This is a genomic window from Serratia sp. BNK-33-b, assembly GCF_048684565.1.
In the GTDB taxonomy this organism is placed as follows: domain Bacteria; phylum Pseudomonadota; class Gammaproteobacteria; order Enterobacterales; family Enterobacteriaceae; genus Serratia; species Serratia marcescens.
Genome location: NZ_JBLQTZ010000001.1, coordinates 4529673 through 4547353, shown reverse-complemented (window position 1 = coordinate 4547353; position 17681 = coordinate 4529673). Strand labels below are relative to the sequence as shown.

The following is a 17681-nucleotide window of genomic DNA, read 5'->3' as shown; positions in this document are numbered from 1 at the left end:
GAGGTATTCATTGATGGTGAAAAAATTAGTGGCAGAAGCGGTGGGGACCTTTTGGCTGGTGCTGGGGGGCTGCGGCAGCGCTGTGCTGGCGACCAGTGGGGTGTCGGGAGGCAACGGGGCTGTCGGTGTCGCGCTGGCATTCGGATTGACGGTGGTCACGATGGCGTATGCGCTGGGGCCGATATCCGGCGGGCACTTCAACCCGGCCGTTACGTTGGGATTGTATGCCGGCGGGCGAATCAAAAGCCACCTGGTCATGCCTTATATCGTGGTGCAGGTGGCCGGTGGGCTGCTGGGAGCCTGCGTTCTGTTTCTGATTGCGCGGGGAGGGGCGGGGTTTGATGTGCACACCGCCTTTGCCTGTAACGGCTACGGCGCGCTGTCGCCGGCCGGGTACGGGGTGGGGTCGGTGTTGCTGGCAGAAGGGGTGCTGACCGCGGTCTTTGTGCTGGTCATCATGGGGGTAACGGACAGTCGAGCGCCCGCCGGAGTTGCGCCGCTAGCCATTGGGCTGTGTCTGACCCTCATTCACCTCATCAGTATTCCGGTCGACAATACGTCGGTGAACCCGGCGCGCAGCACGGCCGTTGCGGCGCTGGCCGGAGGGGCGTGGATGCTGCAGCTGTGGGCATTCTGGATGGCGCCGATCGTCGGCGGTGTGTTGGGGGGCGTGTTTTACCGGGGGCTGTTGGCAGCACCGGTCGGGCTGACCCGGGGAGAGGCATGATGCAGCGAATGGTGGGGGAGGGGACGTGGCAGCATGTGGCCATCATTGCGCCGTGTTCCTATATGCGGGCGGGGTTGTCTGCGCTGATGGCAGCGATGACGCCCGCGCCAACGGTCAGGATGTGGCCCTCGGTGGCAGCCTGGTTGCAGGACGCGGCGTGCGTCACTGGGCAGCGGGTGTCGCTGGACGCCCGGCTGCTGCTGCGATTGCCCGAGCGACTAGGGCCGCTCCTGGAGGCGCTGGAGTTTTTGCGGATGTACCTGCGTCGGCAATCACAGGAGGGGCGGCGTTCGTTGAGGGGCATCCTGTTGCTGACCGATGTCCCGAAATCCTGGTTGTATGACACCCTTCGGCGTCTGGTCAAGCAGGAGAGTTCGCTGGAGGGGATTTTGGTGTTGCCTGCGTGTAGCCAACCCAGCAGCATCGCTCGTGCGCTGGCCGGGCGTATTTCGTCAGCCTTGCTGACGGCGCCGGGGGGCCGGTGTTTGCTGTCGGGGTTGTGCCGTACCGAGGTGCGGATCTTGGTGGGTTTTTTGGTGTATGGCGTTTCGATACAGGCGCAGGCCCACCTGTCGGGTGTCAGTCCCAAAACCTGCTATTCGCAGCGGCAGTCCGCCATGAAAAAGTTTGGGGTGCTGTCCGCGCTGCGGCTGGCGAGATGGGGGGCTCGGGAGTGGCAGAGAGTTCAATATTAAGGGGCGAGAGGCGTGGGGAGTTTCCCACCACCCGCCTGCGTCATAAGGTGGTGGCCAGGCGAGCCGCAGCCCTTGAGCGGTCGGGGGAGTACGGGGACGCGGCCGTGCAATGGCTGCGGGCCGGCGACCTGGCCGTGACAGCCACGAATCGGGATTGGTGCGAGGCGCGTCAGGCTGCGTGCTTGCGTGCGCTGGCACGGATACAGGAGCGTCGAGGTTAACCATGGAGACAATAGCGGCGTGGGTGGATGTGTGCGTGGCAGCCTATGACGATGTGCTGCATGCGTATCCGCTGGCGGCGCCGGCGGTGATGATTGTTGCGGTGTTGTGGTTCCTGTCCCGTCATGGGTGAAGGGGGGGCGGGACGAAAAAAAAGGGGGGCGGTGTCACCGTGCCCGGTCAAGAGCAAGGGAGAGGAATATGAGAAACAAACAAGCAACGCACCCGGTGGGGTACCCGCTATCACGGCGGATGGTGTGGGTTCTGCTGTCACTGAGCGTGGCAGTCCTGTTAGGTACCTCGCTTATCACATTGGCTTCTGCCGCGCCAGGCGGTGTGCGCAAGCACCACCCGGACTCGTCAGTCTATTTTCCGAAGGGTAGTCAGCACGTGGTGTGCGACCGCCGGGCGAATTTCTGTGCGGATGAGCAGGGGATTTCCATGGGGTTGACCGCGCTGTATCTGGGACAGGCGGCCCAGCAGCGGCTGCAGGCGGTGGTGAAAGATTTGTCCGTGGATGAGCTCAGTCGCTACACCCTGACCAGCGGGGTGCACTGCGACAGCAAAAAGCGCGCGTGCTTCGTCAGTAAATACAGCACGCAACCGGATGCGACGATGACCCGGCAGCTCTATGGGCCGTAGGCAGCGTCGTGGCATCGGTCGCCATTGTTCGGCGCGTCCCTGCGCTGGCGGGGTGCTTGTGGTCCGGGTTGTCTGGCGACGGGGCTGCGGTACGCGAGGGTGTCATGCTGTCGCTGGCTGAGTGCATTCAGGAGGCTGAACGGCTCGAGACGGCCGGACTCTGGCGCCGGGCGGAACGGCACTGGTTGCTGGCGTATGACCTGAGTCGCTGCCCCGAGCAGCGGGCTGCGCTCAGTCAGCGCCGCTCGGCCTGCGTGAGTCGGGGCGGTTTGCGTGGCTCACGTGCCGGTCGCCTGGCATGAGTGGGTGGGGTGGCGCGCGGCGCGTTGCCTGGGGGCTGGTGTTGCTGGTCAGTCTGGCCGTGCGCGCCAGTGAGCCGGCGGTCTGCCTGACGGGGACGCAGACGATGACGCTGACGACGGCCTGGCAGTTTATGCCGGCCGTCGTGACGGTCAATGATGCTCTCCCTGTTGGCACGGTGGTGGCGTCAGTCGTCATTCCGGAGGGGCGCGTGCTGGGGTGGTGTCGGGTGCCGGTTCAGGCGGGCCTCTGGGACGGGCGGCAACTGCAATCGTGGTATCAGGCTGCGGCGACGAACGTCCCCGGCCTGAGTGTCCGTCTGGTCACTGAGCCTGCAGCTTCGTTGCCTGTGTGGTCCGGTGGGCGACGTGGGTGGTCGACATCAGTCAATCGCCTGGGGCGTGGCGGGCTGCGTATCGAGCTGGTGAAAAACGGTGTGGTGCGTCCCGGGACGCTGACACGGGTCAATGGGACGGTGCAATACCGGACTTATCTTGGTTCACCACCGCGGGCGCATCTGGCGATGGTGGAGACGCTGCGCTATGTCGGGCGGCTGGTCATTGTTGTGAACGGCTCGCTCTCGGTGCCGGAGGCTCGGCGTTTGTCGTAGGGGCCATGCCCTGGCGGCAACCAGGCGCGCCTTGCCGGATGGGCGGGGTAGGTAAAGCAATGTCGGGAGAGTGAGGATGGAAGGCAAGCGCGGTTGGTCGGTGCGGCGGGTGTGGGGTTCACTGGTAGTGGTGTGTATAGGGTTTTGGATGGCAGTCGGTTATGGGGTGGCCTGTTTGTTGCGGTGGCTTGGGTGACGCCGTCAGACAGGCGGATGGTGGTCACCGTAATGGTGAGCAGGGTGGCGGTATTGACGATGAAAGTAAAAACGACGATGAAAATAAAAGCAACGATGAAAACACGGGCACAGAAAACGACCGGGTGGGGGCTGTTGCATCACCGCGCCAGCCAGGGGGAGCGGTGGATGCGGCCTGTCGGGGCGTGCGTGGTGGCACTGTGGCTGGCGGGGTGCGCCCTGCCTTCGCGAGGGCACCCACCGACAACCGTGGCGATGCCGGTCATCACCACGTCGGCGCCGGCCCGGCCCGTGCGGACCGGACAGTCGGGGGCTGTGCGGCCATCGGCGGCAGGGGACGAGACGGTGCCGATGCCCTTGCCTGCGGGCGGTCAGGGGCCGCTTAACACCTGCCTGTTTGAGGCGCATCAACTGGCACGGCTGGGGAGTGCGTACCGCTCGCAAGTGGACGCGCTCTATCGTCACCTGCGGGCAGCGAAATATTACGCCGCGATTGCCGGTGAGCTGTCGAGCGGTACCACGGACACCATCACCCCCTTGTACCAGTACCGGGTCAATGATGCCTGCAACGCGATTTCCCAATCGCTGCTGACCGAGTTGAAAAAAGTCGACATGCCGGGTCGGGACAGTCTCCCGATACGGAGTAAACCGTGATGCGCGCGCCGCGCATGTTGCGCTTGGGGATGGGGGGGCTGTTGGGTGGGGTACTGTGTTTCGTCTCGCCCGCCGGGGCCACGCAGACCGGCGCCGATTTTTTGTCGGCCATCCAGGGGGTTCAGGTTCCAGATACGCCGGTGAGCGGCAGCAACAGGGGCGTGAAGGGGGCGCGACCGGCGTCCCCTGCCGGGCAGCCTGCGTCGACTCACCCGCCGTTGCCGCGGCAGGTCTGTACGTCGTCGGTCGCCCTGTCACAGGTTCGCGCCCGGCTGATGGCAGAACGTGCCGCAGGGCAACGCGCTGCGGCCGCGGCGGACACCCGACTTACGGCGGCGAAAAAACGGGAAGCGGACCTGCAAGGAACGGTGGCGACGCTGCAGGCGCGCATCACCGCGCTGCAATCGCAGCAGACGCCGGATGCGGCGGCAAAAACGGCGGCCCAGAGCGCGCAGGTACAACAGGTGACGGCTGAGCTGGTGCGCGTGAAGGCGCAGCTGCAGCAGCGGGTGGTCGACCAGACGTCGGCGGCGCGCCTGTGGCAGCACGCGATGGTGGCCCTGCAGGGGCAGCTGGCGGTGGTGACGACGGACAACCGGCAGCGGGCCGGGGAAAAAGTGCAGTTGGCGCAGGCGCAGGCCACCGCGCAGTCCCTGGCGGGCAAGCTGCAACACACCCAGGCGCAACTGGCCGCCCTGACCCGGCAGCAGGACGCGCAGGGTGACAAGGCGCAGCAGGTTCAGACTCAAATACAAAAGACGCTCAGCGACCAGAATGCCGCGCTGCAGGCGCAACTGACGGCGGCGACCCAACAGCAGGAAGCACTCAAGGCGAAGATGACATCCCTGACGGACGCGTCGTCGGCACAACAAAAGACGCTCAGCGAGCAGAATGCTGCGCTGCAGACGCAGCTTGCGGCGACGACACAACAGCGTGATGCGCTCAGCATACAGGTGGCGTCCCTGACCCGGTCTCAGGCGACAGAGCATCAGACGCTGCTGGCGGCGCAGGCGAAACCGGTCGCGCCGGTAACGTCACCGCCCACCCCTGCCGTGAGCTTGACGGATGCCCGGTCACAGCAGACGTACGCCAGCGGCGTGGTGATGGCGAGTACCCTGCGCCGCACCCTGGCGCTCCAGAAAGACCTGGGGGTTTCATCGGACCCGATGGTGCTGCTGGCCGGTGTGACGGACGGGGTGCAGGGAACGCTGAAACTGGACAGGAAGGTGCTGAACGCGCAGTACGCTGCGATTATCCAGCGGCTGTCCGACAAGGAAAAGGGGCGGTTTGATGCGGGCATCAAGCGTCTGGAGGCGGTGACGGCGAAGAAAACGGTACTCAAACGCAACGGGTCGCTGTTTTTTGTTCAGACACGAAAAGGCGCGCAGGCGGTCAAGACCGGGGAGACCCTGCAACTGTCGGTGCGGGAGAGTCTGCTCGATGGGAAGGTTCTTCGGGATGACCGGAGTCGGTCGGTGACGCTGAACGGGCAACTGCCTTACATGCTGCAGCAGGCGGTGCTTCTGGGGGGCCGGGGCGGGGTGATGGAGGTGTACTGCTTTGCGTCGGATATCTACCCGCCGGAGCGCCTGCCGGACGGGCTGTTTGGCTACAGCCTGATGAAATACACCGTCAGCATCGGCGCGCAGGCGTAGTACGGCACGATGCGCACCCCGTGTGCATGCTGTGCCGGTATCGAAGGTGACGCAAGACAGGGTGTGCGTCGCCACCCTCCTGGTCGGTTGACGGGAAGGGCAACAGGGGCCCCCACCGGCGTGGGGGCGTTCAATACAGTAGAGGAATGTATGCACAAATCATTATGGATAGCAGGGGGCGTACTGGCCTGCGTATTGGGGGTATCGGGCGCGCAGGCGGCATCGGCGTTGGTCCCGGCGGGAACAGCATTGAACGGGTTGTACGGGGGCGGGCTGGAAAGCTGCCTGGACGACCTGACCATGCTGGACGCCGTCAATGCGTCGCGCTACACGCAACTGTCGACGGCGCTGGACGCGGAGGTAGCACGTGCCACGCATTACCTGACCCTGCGTGACCAGTTGGGTGGCGACATCCCGCCGGTGATGGACAAGATATACCAGGCGCGCCTGGCCGAACAGTGCCAGTCCATTCACAACGCGCTGTTTGATGGCTTGCTGTCGCAGGCGAATGGGCGCGGCGCCGCGGCTGTCCCGCGAGGCGCACGATGAGGGCGTGGCGGGCAGTCAGCATCCTGCTGATGGCTGGGGTACTGGGCGGGTGTGTGCACCGTACGTCATCTCCCCCGACGCCACCTCTGTCCCCGGTTGTTGCAACCACGGCGCTGGGGCAACTGCAGGTGGTGGTGGACACGCTCAGAAACCGGTCCCGGCACGGGGACGCCCAGGCGACGGCGCAGCTGCAGGCACTGTTGTCGGGAAAGGGCCTGACGGTGGCTGTTTTGCGTGCGGTGGTTCAGTCACCGGCCAAACGGGGAGGCGGTCTCTGCGAGCGAGTATCGCCCTGGCGCGGTTTTTTGTGAAGAACAAGTTGAGGGGCGTGTAATGGCCGGTGACGAAGAGGATGAACGCATTATCGGCATGAGCGCTGTCCTGGCCTCTGTGGGGATGACGTTTTTGCTGGCGATGCTGGGTGTCTGGTTGTGTGCCCTGAGGGGGGCGGGTATTGATGATGCCCAGGCGCATGTCACCAGGGTAGTTAGAGAGGATGCCCGACGAGTGTCTGTTTATGCCGTGTCTGACCTGCGTTGTGATACCCATGTGTGGGTTATCTCCACGGAGGGTGATGTTCTGACCGAAGGGAAAACAACGGTTAAGATTTCAGCGATAGTGATGATTGCACTGGGCTCTGCTGTAAAGAATCTGGATATGACGCATTTGCACAGTGCGTTAGGCTATCGTTCGCCTTGAGAATAAGCAGTACCTGCTAAAAGAGAATAATGTGCCAGGAGATAGGGGGAATCTTAAATGGGAAAGTCACTGTAGTATTGACTTAACGATCCCCTAATCTCACCAGCCGGATGTTGTATGATTTATATAACATGAATAAAACCGCTCAGTAATCAGGGGGATTACCCCCCAGATAATTATTTGACCTTACGTGCTTTTACTGAAGGTTGGTAATGTGACAAGCATCATGTTAAGAACATGATGCCTTTGCTATTGGTACGCACCCGTTTTTATATTTCACCATCATTATTCCCTAATGGGCGTATGGAGTGGCTAAGATATATACAAAATGGAATGACACACAAGTTTATGTTCAACTCAAACGATAACGATCAGCAAAGCTAACTGATAATGCTTAACGTAATCAACATTGAAAACCATCCGCATGAATTATATGGAATATCAAGGAGTATGAGGCATGAATAAAAAAGCTATTTACATTAACAATGTTAGCACTAATTTATGGCTAACTGTTACTAGCGAGAAAATTAATCCTGGCGAATCTGACAGCGTTTGGGCTGAAAGTGACAAAAAATATGCAAATAACTTAGATCTTTTTAATCAATTTGCACTATGGGACATGCTTTACGACGATTCGGGGCGTTGTTGGTTCCGTCACCGTTATACCGGTGCATACCTTTGGATCTGGAATTCCAATATGGCAGCGGCTCGACAATTGGGTGTAGGCGAGTCTGTTGACTCAGTCGCCTTGAGGCTGGCTTCTGGTTTTGGCGATGCTAGCGCACAGATGATTCAGTTGCAAGAAGGCGCTGATTATACTCTTACCGTTACACCAAGGGGATTTAGGATGGGACAATGGATCCTACATTCTGAGCAATCTGCAGACTGTAACTTTAAATTTCTTGGTGTGAATGAGTAGGTGTATCCGTTATTTCTTTGTTGTTGTACTTGTCGTTGGCAAGTACAACTCTACCGGTTGGTTCAGGTTGACGTGCTTGTCGCCGTACGGGGATATTCGCGGTCGCTTGTGTCCTGCCCGTAGCGGGTGACGCCCCTGTCCCCTCGGTCATGGATGACAGAGGATGGCAATCATGCCGACTCTGGCTTGCCAGTGACAATCCGTCCATTGGGGTCGAGTTCAAGAGTGGACTTGGGGGTAACGGCTTGATAACACAGGGGCACGATGTGGTGCGGATCGAAAGATTATTTGGATCGTGATGCGGGCTAACCTGAATCTAGGCCGTGCGGACTGATGCAGGCGCAGCATGTGCCGCGCCTGCCGCCAGTTACTTTTTTTTCTTGTGATGCTTTTTACCGTGATGTTTCTTCTCACTCTTACTGTGGTGTTTACCCTGCTTGGTGTGTTGTGGCATTTGTTTTTCCATCGCCGCTTTTTTCTCCTCCATGTACTTTGAGCCTTCCGGGTTGATAACTGGGCCAGGGCCACGTGCAACGAGTGGCGCGATCGCGCCGGATGTATCAGCGCTAGCCGTCGGCATTGGAGCTGCTACAGCAGCAGTCATCCCAAAACCCAGCAGCGACGCCACCAGCACACCGATTGATAATTGACGCATAACTCTACCTCCATTGCTTAATGAGCCAGCAGCGTGTTGCCGGGAGGTGACGGACGTCAATGTAGGCCACGTGCGTATTTTGTTATTACCCGATCTCAATGGATGTTATTGGGTGATCGCCGTTCATGAAAATACGCACCACGTGTGTCCGCGCTAAAATAGCGACAAATTTAGACACTTGGAGGTGTTTCCCAGCGGCGGATAGTAACAAGCAGTAACGTTATCAACCCATCAAAGCGAATGTATGCAAATGTTAACGTTTGGCGCACTGCCTCGCTGGTGTTGCAGATAGAAAGAAAATGTTCAGGTTTGCCCAATGCCGGACAGTGCGCGGAATGCAGCCCATTCAATTGCGACCTACTGCATCGTCACCGAATAGGTCACCGTGTACGTGCGTGTACCGTCATGCGTCGAGTCAACCGCAGCGACCTGGTAGATTTGCGGTTGCAGGTTGATGGTGGAGACCGTCACCTTGCCATTGGCTTGCTGCTGCGCCGGCAGGTCCCAGGTCCAGAGCGGGGTGGCAGTCGCGCCATTCCACTTGACGGGTGAGCCTAGGGTCTGGCCCGCTGCTGTGGTTGCGCCTGACATTGATGACGGCATGACAAGGCGTAGGCCGAGCCAGTCGCTGTTATTTGTTCGTAGGGTCAGGCTGGATTGTTCGACAGCACGCTAAGAACGGCGGCGCCCTTGACACTGCCAGATGGGCCCGCAGTGCAGTTTAGGGTCAATGCATGCGCCGCAACAGGAGTACTGGTTGTCATCGTGCTGCCAGCGGTGCCGGCTGTGGCATTGAAGTCGTATACTGGGGCGCTGCCGACTCCCACGAGTGCTGTGCAGTTGGGCGGCTCACCCGCGACTGGAGGGGGGCGGGTCTGCTCCCCCATTTCCTCCTACCCCAATGGTCATTATGGTATAATGTTGGATGGTTGGGGCGAAATAGACCAGCAGGTTGAGGTTAGGGTAGGTTATCGTGGAACCGATATCGACATTGACGTCCCACGCCAGCGTGCCAGACACGCTTCCCGGGTAAGTCGAATCATTTATCGGCGAGCCGTCTTGAGGGTGGGCGGGTATTCCTGAGTACGAATAGGAGCAAACACCTTTCGTGATACTCGTTGCTGGCGCGACAGTGCCTAACGGGAAGGTCGTGCCTTGTGCGAACGAGGCCGACCACCCTAGCCTGCAGTTTGCACTTAGGTTGGACGTTAGAGTGAGAGACACGGTATTGCCAGTCGGAGCGTTCGGCCACGCTAGCATTGCGTACCCTGTAGTTTGCCTCAGTGAATCGCCTACTACTCCGTAGTCGACAGTTCTGGCCCACGACCGAGCAGATAGATTGATGTTGCACGTCCCCCCACTTGTTGCCAGGCATTCGCTTGAGAGCACCGTTCGATACCGTCAGAGCCAGTGTGACGGTGATTCTTCTCAGGTTCATGCATCCTCGTTCCGTATCTGGTTATTGTGGTATGTCGTGCTCCGCGCCAAACACAGGACGTCCGGTCCGTGCCCGCGCGTTGCTATTCTTTTATTCGTACAGAAACTCAAAATGCAGCGTGGTGGTCTTCGTTAGCAAAAAAAACACATTGGTAGCCCCGCCGTTAACGGCAGTCGTGCTGTTGCCGTACAGGCGACCGTCCGTCGTGTCTACGCTGTCGTCATACACACTGATTTTCGGTGTCTTCGCCCCTGGGTCTCCCTGACAGGCCAGCCTCATCGACACCGCTTTCCCCTGCGTCCTGGCCGGGTTAAGGGCGGCGTCATTGAGTACGCTCTGCTTGATATTCCCCAGCACAACAGTCCCCGTGCCGCCATCGGCACGGGCCATGCTGCAGGTGGCCGATTGCGTGGTCACGGTGTAGGTGGTGGTGATTGAGGGCGGGTTGGCGGCCTGTGCCCCCACGCAAACCCCAGCTCCCCACAGCAGGAGTACGCAGGTGACATACGGCAGGCCCCCCTAAGGAGGCGTCGACGGCGCGCCGAGCGCGCGCTGTCAGAGTGTGTTTTATGGTCGACCGGTTGTTCTTCATTGGGATATCGCCTTCGCTTCTCTTTTCATCGAACATGTTTGCTTGGCGGTGTTCGTCACTGCGCTGCATGGGGTGATTTACTGATAGTCAAACGTGCATGTCACCTTGGCTTGCAAATCCCCCGCCACCAACCCGCTGGCGCTCCCGCCGGTTGAAACGGCAACCCCCACCGGAATGGCGGCGGTTTTCCAGGTGGAGGGGAGCACTGCCCCTTCGGTGTTGGCGGTCGACGTGATGATGCTACTGTTTTTGAGGTTCTTTTTCGTCGTTGTGTCCGTGTCTGCCCACTTCACGCTCGTGCCGCCAAAATGGAAAATAAAGCCGACATTTGACGCCGTGCTGGACGCCGCATCCCGGAACAGGAAATCGCCGCCTGTCACCGCTGCCCGATGGTCTCGCCGCTCATCGTAATGGTGGGCACCGTGGTACCGATATCGCCACCGCACTGCGTCAGACTCACGTTAAAACTCTTGCCCCCTACGGCCGCACCGGCCGTGCTCAGGCTTTCTGACGTCTGCGACCCCAGGTCCAGCACGCCACCGGTCAACCCCGTCAGGGCGACGGTGCACGGCGCGGGAGTGATAAGCGCCTGCACCGGCACATCCACCTTTGTCGTGGGGTTTGATGCATGGGCCGCCGAGACCAAAGAGAGGTGCAGCATCAGGCCCGCAGCCCATGCCGGTAACGACCGCAGCGTACTTCTAACGTGACGTGTCATATATTGCATTCTGTTCCTTCCTCTTTGCGGGCTGCGCGTTATCATTGCCCCATGCCGAAACAATCAGGTCACTGATAGTCAAACGAAAAAGTCAATGCCGCCGAGACCACGCCCGCAGACTTGCAATCACTGACCGTCTTGGGGCTTACCGGTACGCACCACATGCTAAAGCGCACCGGGATTTTGGCATCACTGGCGTTACTGCCCGCCGGAAGGGCTAAAAACCCCTGATCCTTGACCAGGTAGTCAGCCGAGCCCCAGTTCGGCGTCGCACCGTTTTGCACCGCCTGCACCCGAAATCCCAGTGAAGTGGAGGGGTTGGGGCCACCGTTACGAAACAGCGAATTACCGCCGCTGCCAATATCCGTCCCCGTCACTTTCAGCATGGGCTTGGAAAGCGCAGTGGGGTAACCGGTGCAGGTCACATCGACGTATTGCTGATCGCTGTCGGACGTCAGTAAAGCCGAGGCGGTCGTGATACTGCCGGCCCCCACCAGCCCCAAATCAATAGTTTGTTTCTGGCTGTCCAAGGCCACTGAGCAGGTGCCCGGCAAGATTTTTGCCTGAAGGTGCCGGCATCACTGTTGGCCGCTAGGGCCTCGCCACTGCTCAATGCCCCTGCCAGTACCAGCCCCCCCACCAGGGCGTGATGTGTGACCTTGTTGCCTTTTTCATATCATCGCCCACTCTTGTGCGTCGCCCGGCACCATTACTGCAGTGTTGCACTGCCATTGACCACCTCACCCAGGTTCACCATCGCTGCCCAAGACACCTTGCCGGCCTGACTCATTGGGTATGGCGCTCCCACTGCCCAGCTTGCAGTCCCAAAGGGCGCAACCATGTCTGACTTCCCGGTCTCGATTTTTATCGCCCCCCCATTGATATTCAGTGTCATCAGGCTGACGTAATAGGGCGTGCGATTCTCAGCCCGCACCTGTCCGCCTGCTCGCGTGAAGCGCAATGTTTTTGCCACTTCCGAGGCCGAGGATGGCAAACCGGCCGTCCGGTAAAACAGCTTGATGGTGCTTCCTACGGCAAACACCACCCGCTGAAAACCCACCATGATCGTCACGTGACAACGGATTACTGGATGGCAGTCCGGTTACCGTCAGGAAAAAGACGCTCTCCCGGTCTTGTGGCAGCGAGGCGGTATTTCCGGTAATACGAAACAAGGTGCTACTCCCGCCCTCTAGGCCGCAGCAAAGGTGGCGAGACAAAAAACGGCGTACTCTCTTTTCCTGCTAGTGTACGCGACAGGCGCGCAGTCACCAGGTATGGCAAGGCGGCGGTATTGCGAACGCCAACGGTGGTCTGCCCTGACTGGGCATTTAACACCAGGCGCGTCGCCCCCAGACCAATACCCGCGGCATGCACGGGTGCGCTACCCAAAAGGCTTACACCGCAAGCCAGCGCAAACATAGCCAGGCAGGTGCGTAATGTTTTGTGTTTATTTGTTGTCATGCTGCAACCCCTGGTGCGCTCGACCCATAACAAAACCCCACCCAGGGAACGCGCCTGGATGGGGGGTTTCCAGTGCTTAGTTGTACGCCAGTGAAAAGGTCACCGGAGCCACCATATGGCCCACCTGCGCGGTGATTGCAGTCGCCATGGTTGAGGTGAACTTCACGGTCGCACCATCCGCTTCCGCGCCATTGGTAGATGTATATTTAAATGCCTGAATGGAGTCGCCTTGCTGTAAAAGTGCGTCAGCGCCTCCCTGGGTTTTCTTGCCGGTCAGCAGGGAACCAAAGCTCATGGTGGTCGAACCGACGCCGCCACCCAGCAGGGTTAGGTAACCCGGCAGGGATGGGGCGTCGGTGATTTGCAGTTCCAAGAATTTGTTCGCTACTACCGTACCGCTGCACACGCCCAGACAGATGTAGAAATCTTTCTGATTCTTGATGGAGGTCTTGAAGCCTGCATAAATACCGGCGCCTGCAGTGAAGTCGGTGGGCATGGCGTTACCCAGGTCCACTGGCGCGGCACCTGACGTTGAGTCGATGTCACAGGATACCGGCACTACGTCGCCCTGAATGACCACCCTGGTGTTGTTACCCGCAGCATAGGCTGAGGAAACGCCGATAGACAGCAGAGAGCCAATTGCGGTTACTTTAAATATGGATTTCATAAATTGTTCTCTTATTAAAAGTTGATTATTACCCTGTTTAAAACGGGGCTTGCAGTATAGGTTCTTCAATCAAATTAGGATCCCATAAGGGGTTAAAGCCTTCTCTAGAAGTTATGCACACAACGCGATTTATAGACCGGAATATGAAAGGTGTGGCAGGTCAAGAAAAAAACTACTGGGAACGGGCTGGAACACCTCAAGGAGGAGGCAAATACGGCAATGCCACTTAAACATCAGAACGAGAGCGCGGCAGGTCAAGCATTTCGGGCAGTTTTCCCCACGATGATGTTGAACATGAAAATAAGTGAGTTCTGCTTCGTAAAGCACAACCTTTTAGTCTTCTCGTTTTACGGCCTGCCATGCTTATGTTCCAGGCGCACTCGGCGTGCACTGAATGAGTTTCATTATCAATTTATTATTTGTCTTGTAGTAAAATAAAGGGATAGGCGATGAGACTGTATTTTACCATGACAAGCCCGTGCGCTCATTGAGTCACAATCTTTCTGCTCTCACTGTAAAACCATTGGTGTCGTTCACATCGGTTTAATGTGCCAACAGAAAACAAAGAAACCCGCAGTTCATCATACCCGACATCAAACCAGTTAATCACCGTTGGCAGGTCGCCGATAGAAAGCATTACAACTTGCGACTTGTCCAGAAAGAAAATGACGCTAAAAGCTATAGGGAGGATTTCGATGATACGCCACATTTTGTTTGATAACGTTCGCCGTTGACGCTTCACCCGAAGCCATCGACCCGGTGCGTGAGACGCATATCCCGGAACACATCGAGGGCGTGCAGGCTGTTGAATGGGGTATTAACGACAGCCTGGAAGCTAAGAACGCCGCTTACACTCACTGCGTGCTGATGACCTTTCAGGACGAGCAGGCCCGGTGACGTTATTTGCCACCCCCGGGTATGAGGCGCTAGAAGATGATATTTCGTCTGGTGCTGAGTGACATTATCGTGTTTGATTACCCTGCTTTGCCTGGCGACTGTACCGCCTGACGGGATGATAATTCTGAGAAGGGACAAATGCGAAAGAATCCGAGAAAAAAAACCGACACAGCAAACTGCAACCATCATCGACACAATAACCCAGGCGCCGAGGTGCATACCAACATTAAGCCGGTTATTCCTGATTATGACTGGAGCATATTCGGGGTCAGGGTCAACAATGTGTGGGGTTCAGCAAAATGTGGGGAGCATTATTGGGAGCATGACAATATGATAGATTGTTATTTTTAACAATAAGTTGAGATTCCATATCGAATCCTATCGGGCCCCGCCTTTCCGATTTCCTCATGGGACAGATTTGGGACTAAACCTTCGAAAATCGCGTCAATTTGCCTCGCATGTTCAGTTTGGAGATTAGGGGCAAGGTGCTCATATCACTGTCTGTACCCTTCTCAGGCTAATATGAGCTCCACCTTGCCGCGCAGATTGGCCCTGAAACCATAGAATTTTCCTGGCGCCTGAAGCTAGAGAATATCGGCGGTTACCGTTCGAGGAAACAACTTGTGTTTCTGGACGTTTGCCAGCTAGCGTATGATAAACACGTGTTGCTGAACCAGCTTCATTCACCTCGATGCACAGCGCTACCAGTAAACACCAAGCCAGATACGTAAGCACAGCGATGGGGGGGATAGGCGGTTGTGGTGAACCGGTCTTCCTCAGTCAGGGTGAAAAGTCTATTTCATCATACCCAGAGGCCCCTGGTCAAAATACGCGGTATCGCCGGCTGCGGCACACATCATGTGGTCAAATGGGATGTGCAACGTTTCGTCTTTAATCTCCAGCGAAACAAACGCCGGTGTAACGCAGTTGCCGGCCTCAAACGAATCGCTGGCTACCCAACGTAGCCGGCTGGCAACCTGTTGCCCTGGCGGCAGCAGAACCGGCCTCGGATGCATCCCGAGGGAAATGCGTCGCTCCACGGTCAGAGGTTGCTGTTTAGCATCCTTAAACCTCAGTGCCGGCAACGGTTCCAGCGTGCAGGTAATGTGTCCGGTGTTGCGTAACACCAAGAGCGTACCGCTTTGCGACATACCGGTAAATTCCCCCTCCTTATCATCAAGATGTGCCTGAATATTGTCAGAATGGCAGAATGTATCAGCAGCTCCTCCTGTTGTCGGGACGACAGTAATTAACACGTCAGAATGCCGGTCATCGTGCTGAAGCTCCCACGGGCGGGCATACTGAAGAACCATTTTCCCCTTACCTGGTGTGATACCTGTCAGGCTGAGTACGGTATTCCCTCTACACCCCGACATTCCCTTTGCACAGTCACTGGATGTGGTGTATTCCATGCTCACCAGTGCTACCTGAGGTGGAACGGAGCGGATTATCCACTGATAACCCGTGGTCGGACTGGCGGGCAGCGTTATCTGAAATGATTCGCCTTGCTTCACGGTTTGTTCTGCGGGAACCACGTTGCCTAGTGACATATCGGAAGCCAATGTTGTTGAACTGAGCAAAAACAGCATCGAAGGCAGCGCTATTTTTTTCATTAAAAAGCTCCAGTAAATAAACGTCTTGATGGTGAGATTATGCTACCTGTTGAAGCTGCTTAGAACTTAAAGAAGAATCCATGCGAAAAATGCAAACCACGTTGATCGAAGGAGATCAGTGAAGTTAATGTAAAAATGGTTCTGTGAAAGTGACACGAACCGATCTCCATCAATGTTACTCACCGACCTCCTTCACGGTAATACGCAGGGCACAGGTAACATATGTTTTGCTACATCCCGTTGGCCCGATGATTAGCACGTTTTCATGACGGTGAACATAAGCACCTGTCAGCAGTTGTACCAGCAACTGTCGGTTCAGCCCCCGAGGGTTGTGCATCCAGCCTCAGTAGTGCAGCTCCAGTGCGTTAAGAGCCCGAACAGCAGATGGAGTTGTTGCAGGATTAACTCGAAAATGGCCCCCTTTAAGGGGGCGTCGTGTAAAGCCACCTCCTCAGGAGGTGTTCTTTTACTTTCACCTCTAAACCACCGACTAGGCAGGTGGCGATAGATTTAACCAAATTTATTTTTAAAGCGCCTGTCGCTTATTCTTCGATCCATTTTACTACTGCAGTAAGGGCATAGATGCTGCTTTTTGCCATCAATTGTCCATGTGAAATACTTCTTTTTAAAATCAGTACCACAAATGTCACATCGGCTCGGTTTAAACATAGATACGATAAAAACGAGAACAATAAAACCAATGACCCATTCCATAATTTTGATAACTCTTCAATGCTTATTTAACTTTATATCCCGTTAGTAGCGGGTCTTTTTTGGCTAAGACAACCACTCAGCAACACCACCATGACGCGAGCATGTCCCACGGTGGTGCTGGCTGAAACTGTATGAGTAATCGTTGCATTTCGCTGTAGCTCCTTCGGGGACCTTGTGGGATTTCGTATGTGCTGGATGGTGGACTTCATTGCCATCCGAGTTGCTGTATTCCCCTTGTTCGATTAAGTCACTATTCTGTGATTGTGCTGCGCTGGTACGATGATGGGAATAGTAGTGAGTGCCTTTGGCAAAAGCGGGCTGAACAGCCAGGAGAGACAGGACAATAAGTGAAGCTAAACGCATACCTTTTCCTTTTGTTTCAATAAAAAGTGGAGACAAGAAGCTAGTAACGGGTTGTGTTGACTGTCCACTAGGCACGATTGGTCTGTTGTAACGATCAATTTCACTAAACCGATCGTTTTTATCGTACCTACCTCGTTAATACCTTTCAGATTAATTTCCTATCAAATAGAAGGCGAAATAGTGAAAAAATACAGCTTGTTATTGATTTTATCTTGCATTGTAGCCCCGTCTATGGCGACGTTGTTTACTTGTAAAGTTAGCAAGGGTAAAGCTATTAACCGGGATTTATCCGGTTATGGGGGAGTGCTTGATTCAGGTGATTCTTTTTTTGCCCAATTTAAGGTGTCGATATGAACGTCGAAGCATACAAAGTATCGGTGCGTATTGCACTGGAAGACCAGATTACTCATGGCATGGCTGCTATGGGCGCAGATATCCCGCCGCTATCGGGCGAGGGGGGCCGCCAGGGCATGGTATCAAGGAAGTCTCGGTTACTGAGCGAAGCGGAAGACGTGATAAGGCCACTTGAAAGCGCCGTGAAACTCGGGCATGGCCACGGACGCAGAAAAGGCTAGGTTGGACGCCTGGGAGCGCTACAGCGTGGAATTGAGCCGAGTTGATATAGAAAAGCCAGAGTGGCCGGATAAGCCTGAGTAAGCGTACAGAAAATTGACCGCCAGCCTGGCGTTGGTTTTTAGG

Annotated in this window: 24 protein-coding genes and 4 pseudogenes; 14 read left to right on the top strand and 14 right to left on the bottom strand. The window is 56.8% G+C overall.

The annotated features are described in order from the left end of the window. Positions 1–16 precede the first annotated feature (16 nt). From aqpZ to ACMGGK_RS21990, 12 genes are all read left to right on the top strand, one after another. Positions 17–727 carry an aquaporin Z gene (gene aqpZ / locus ACMGGK_RS22045; RefSeq protein WP_420277481.1) on the top strand — a complete coding sequence of 237 codons (711 nt, stop codon included), beginning with the start codon at positions 17–19 and terminating at the stop codon, positions 725–727. Continuing rightward, on the top strand, positions 724–1422 hold the full coding sequence (locus tag ACMGGK_RS22040) for a hypothetical protein (RefSeq protein ID WP_420277228.1): 699 nt from the start codon (positions 724–726) through the stop codon (positions 1420–1422). The genes aqpZ and ACMGGK_RS22040 overlap by 4 nt, the downstream gene beginning before the upstream one ends. Next, complete coding sequence (locus ACMGGK_RS22035) at positions 1386–1643, top strand: ANR family transcriptional regulator (RefSeq protein WP_420277227.1); 258 nt, start codon at positions 1386–1388, stop codon at positions 1641–1643. Before ACMGGK_RS22040 ends, ACMGGK_RS22035 begins: the two co-directional genes overlap by 37 nt. A gap of 2 nt (positions 1644–1645) precedes the next feature. Then, positions 1646–1774 carry a hypothetical protein gene (locus ACMGGK_RS22030; RefSeq protein ID WP_420277226.1) on the top strand — a complete coding sequence of 43 codons (129 nt, stop codon included), beginning with the start codon at positions 1646–1648 and terminating at the stop codon, positions 1772–1774. Between the two features lie 68 nt (positions 1775–1842). Beyond that, positions 1843–2283, top strand: a complete 441-nt coding sequence (locus tag ACMGGK_RS22025; protein WP_420278103.1) for a YcgJ family protein — start codon at positions 1843–1845, stop codon at positions 2281–2283. A gap of 104 nt (positions 2284–2387) precedes the next feature. Next, a complete protein-coding gene (locus tag ACMGGK_RS22020) occupies positions 2388–2585 on the top strand; it encodes a PerC family transcriptional regulator (RefSeq protein ID WP_420277224.1) in 198 nt (65 codons plus the stop codon). 41 nt (positions 2586–2626) lie between these two features. Then, positions 2627–3193, top strand: coding sequence for a hypothetical protein (locus ACMGGK_RS22015; protein ID WP_420277223.1), 567 nt, complete (start codon positions 2627–2629; stop codon positions 3191–3193). 213 nt (positions 3194–3406) lie between these two features. Continuing rightward, on the top strand, positions 3407–4042 hold the full coding sequence (locus tag ACMGGK_RS22010) for a hypothetical protein (protein ID WP_420277222.1): 636 nt from the start codon (positions 3407–3409) through the stop codon (positions 4040–4042). Then, positions 4039–5697, top strand: a complete 1659-nt coding sequence (locus tag ACMGGK_RS22005) for a hypothetical protein (RefSeq protein ID WP_420277221.1) — start codon at positions 4039–4041, stop codon at positions 5695–5697. Before ACMGGK_RS22010 ends, ACMGGK_RS22005 begins: the two co-directional genes overlap by 4 nt. A 150-nt stretch (positions 5698–5847) precedes the next feature. Then, positions 5848–6246 carry a hypothetical protein gene (locus ACMGGK_RS22000; RefSeq protein WP_420277220.1) on the top strand — a complete coding sequence of 133 codons (399 nt, stop codon included), beginning with the start codon at positions 5848–5850 and terminating at the stop codon, positions 6244–6246. Between the two features lie 333 nt (positions 6247–6579). Continuing rightward, positions 6580–6945 (top strand): hypothetical protein, encoded by a 366-nt coding sequence (locus tag ACMGGK_RS21995; protein ID WP_420277219.1) that lies wholly within the window; start codon positions 6580–6582, stop codon positions 6943–6945. Between the two features lie 457 nt (positions 6946–7402). Continuing rightward, complete coding sequence (locus ACMGGK_RS21990; RefSeq protein WP_420277218.1) at positions 7403–7864, top strand: hypothetical protein; 462 nt, start codon at positions 7403–7405, stop codon at positions 7862–7864. A gap of 367 nt (positions 7865–8231) precedes the next feature. Here ACMGGK_RS21990 and ACMGGK_RS21985 read toward each other — a convergent pair whose 3' ends face one another. The 10 genes and pseudogenes from ACMGGK_RS21985 to ACMGGK_RS21940 form a co-directional block, all read right to left on the bottom strand. Then, positions 8232–8519: a hypothetical protein gene (locus tag ACMGGK_RS21985; protein ID WP_420277217.1), complete on the bottom strand. Its 288-nt coding sequence runs from the start codon at positions 8517–8519 to the stop codon at positions 8232–8234. Between the two features lie 357 nt (positions 8520–8876). After that, positions 8877–9110, bottom strand: a complete 234-nt coding sequence (locus ACMGGK_RS21980; RefSeq protein WP_420277216.1) for a hypothetical protein — start codon at positions 9108–9110, stop codon at positions 8877–8879. A gap of 937 nt (positions 9111–10047) precedes the next feature. Continuing rightward, a complete protein-coding gene (locus ACMGGK_RS21975) occupies positions 10048–10422 on the bottom strand; it encodes a hypothetical protein (RefSeq protein WP_420277215.1) in 375 nt (124 codons plus the stop codon). 204 nt (positions 10423–10626) lie between these two features. Beyond that, entirely contained in the window at positions 10627–10929 is a 303-nt protein-coding gene (locus ACMGGK_RS21970) for a hypothetical protein (protein ID WP_420277214.1), read from the bottom strand. After that, a complete protein-coding gene (locus tag ACMGGK_RS21965; RefSeq protein WP_420277213.1) occupies positions 10926–11276 on the bottom strand; it encodes a fimbrial protein in 351 nt (116 codons plus the stop codon). The genes ACMGGK_RS21970 and ACMGGK_RS21965 overlap by 4 nt, the downstream gene beginning before the upstream one ends. Positions 11277–11335: 59 nt before the next feature. After that, positions 11336–11827 (bottom strand): annotated as a pseudogene (locus tag ACMGGK_RS21960) (fimbrial protein); the annotation flags it as partial. A 149-nt stretch (positions 11828–11976) separates the two neighbouring features. Next, complete coding sequence (locus ACMGGK_RS21955) at positions 11977–12330, bottom strand: molecular chaperone (RefSeq protein ID WP_420277212.1); 354 nt, start codon at positions 12328–12330, stop codon at positions 11977–11979. Positions 12331–12358: 28 nt separating this feature from the next. Continuing rightward, positions 12359–12484: pseudogene (locus ACMGGK_RS21950) on the bottom strand (hypothetical protein); the annotation flags it as partial. Further along, entirely contained in the window at positions 12444–12686 is a 243-nt protein-coding gene (locus ACMGGK_RS21945; protein WP_420277480.1) for a molecular chaperone, read from the bottom strand. The pseudogene ACMGGK_RS21950 and the gene ACMGGK_RS21945, both read right to left, overlap by 41 nt. Positions 12687–12804: 118 nt before the next feature. Then, positions 12805–13395 (bottom strand): fimbrial protein, encoded by a 591-nt coding sequence (locus ACMGGK_RS21940; RefSeq protein ID WP_420277211.1) that lies wholly within the window; start codon positions 13393–13395, stop codon positions 12805–12807. Positions 13396–14109: 714 nt separating this feature from the next. On the opposite strand from ACMGGK_RS21940, the gene ACMGGK_RS21935 reads away from it, so the two are divergent. After that, entirely contained in the window at positions 14110–14292 is a 183-nt protein-coding gene (locus tag ACMGGK_RS21935; RefSeq protein WP_420277210.1) for a Dabb family protein, read from the top strand. Between the two features lie 347 nt (positions 14293–14639). Here the strand turns inward: ACMGGK_RS21935 and ACMGGK_RS21930 are convergent. The 4 genes and pseudogenes from ACMGGK_RS21930 to ACMGGK_RS21915 form a co-directional block, all read right to left on the bottom strand. Then, positions 14640–14786: pseudogene (locus tag ACMGGK_RS21930) on the bottom strand (hypothetical protein); the annotation flags it as partial. Positions 14787–15086: 300 nt separating this feature from the next. Continuing rightward, positions 15087–15905: a protease inhibitor I42 family protein gene (locus ACMGGK_RS21925; RefSeq protein ID WP_420277209.1), complete on the bottom strand. Its 819-nt coding sequence runs from the start codon at positions 15903–15905 to the stop codon at positions 15087–15089. Between the two features lie 175 nt (positions 15906–16080). Further along, positions 16081–16242: an ATP-binding protein gene (locus tag ACMGGK_RS21920; RefSeq protein WP_420277208.1), complete on the bottom strand. Its 162-nt coding sequence runs from the start codon at positions 16240–16242 to the stop codon at positions 16081–16083. Between the two features lie 440 nt (positions 16243–16682). Continuing rightward, positions 16683–16982 (bottom strand): DUF3761 domain-containing protein, encoded by a 300-nt coding sequence (locus tag ACMGGK_RS21915; RefSeq protein ID WP_420277207.1) that lies wholly within the window; start codon positions 16980–16982, stop codon positions 16683–16685. Between the two features lie 482 nt (positions 16983–17464). Here ACMGGK_RS21915 and ACMGGK_RS21910 point away from each other — a divergent pair. Continuing rightward, a pseudogene (locus tag ACMGGK_RS21910) lies at positions 17465–17639 on the top strand (tail fiber assembly protein); the annotation flags it as partial. Positions 17640–17681: the final 42 nt, after the last annotated feature.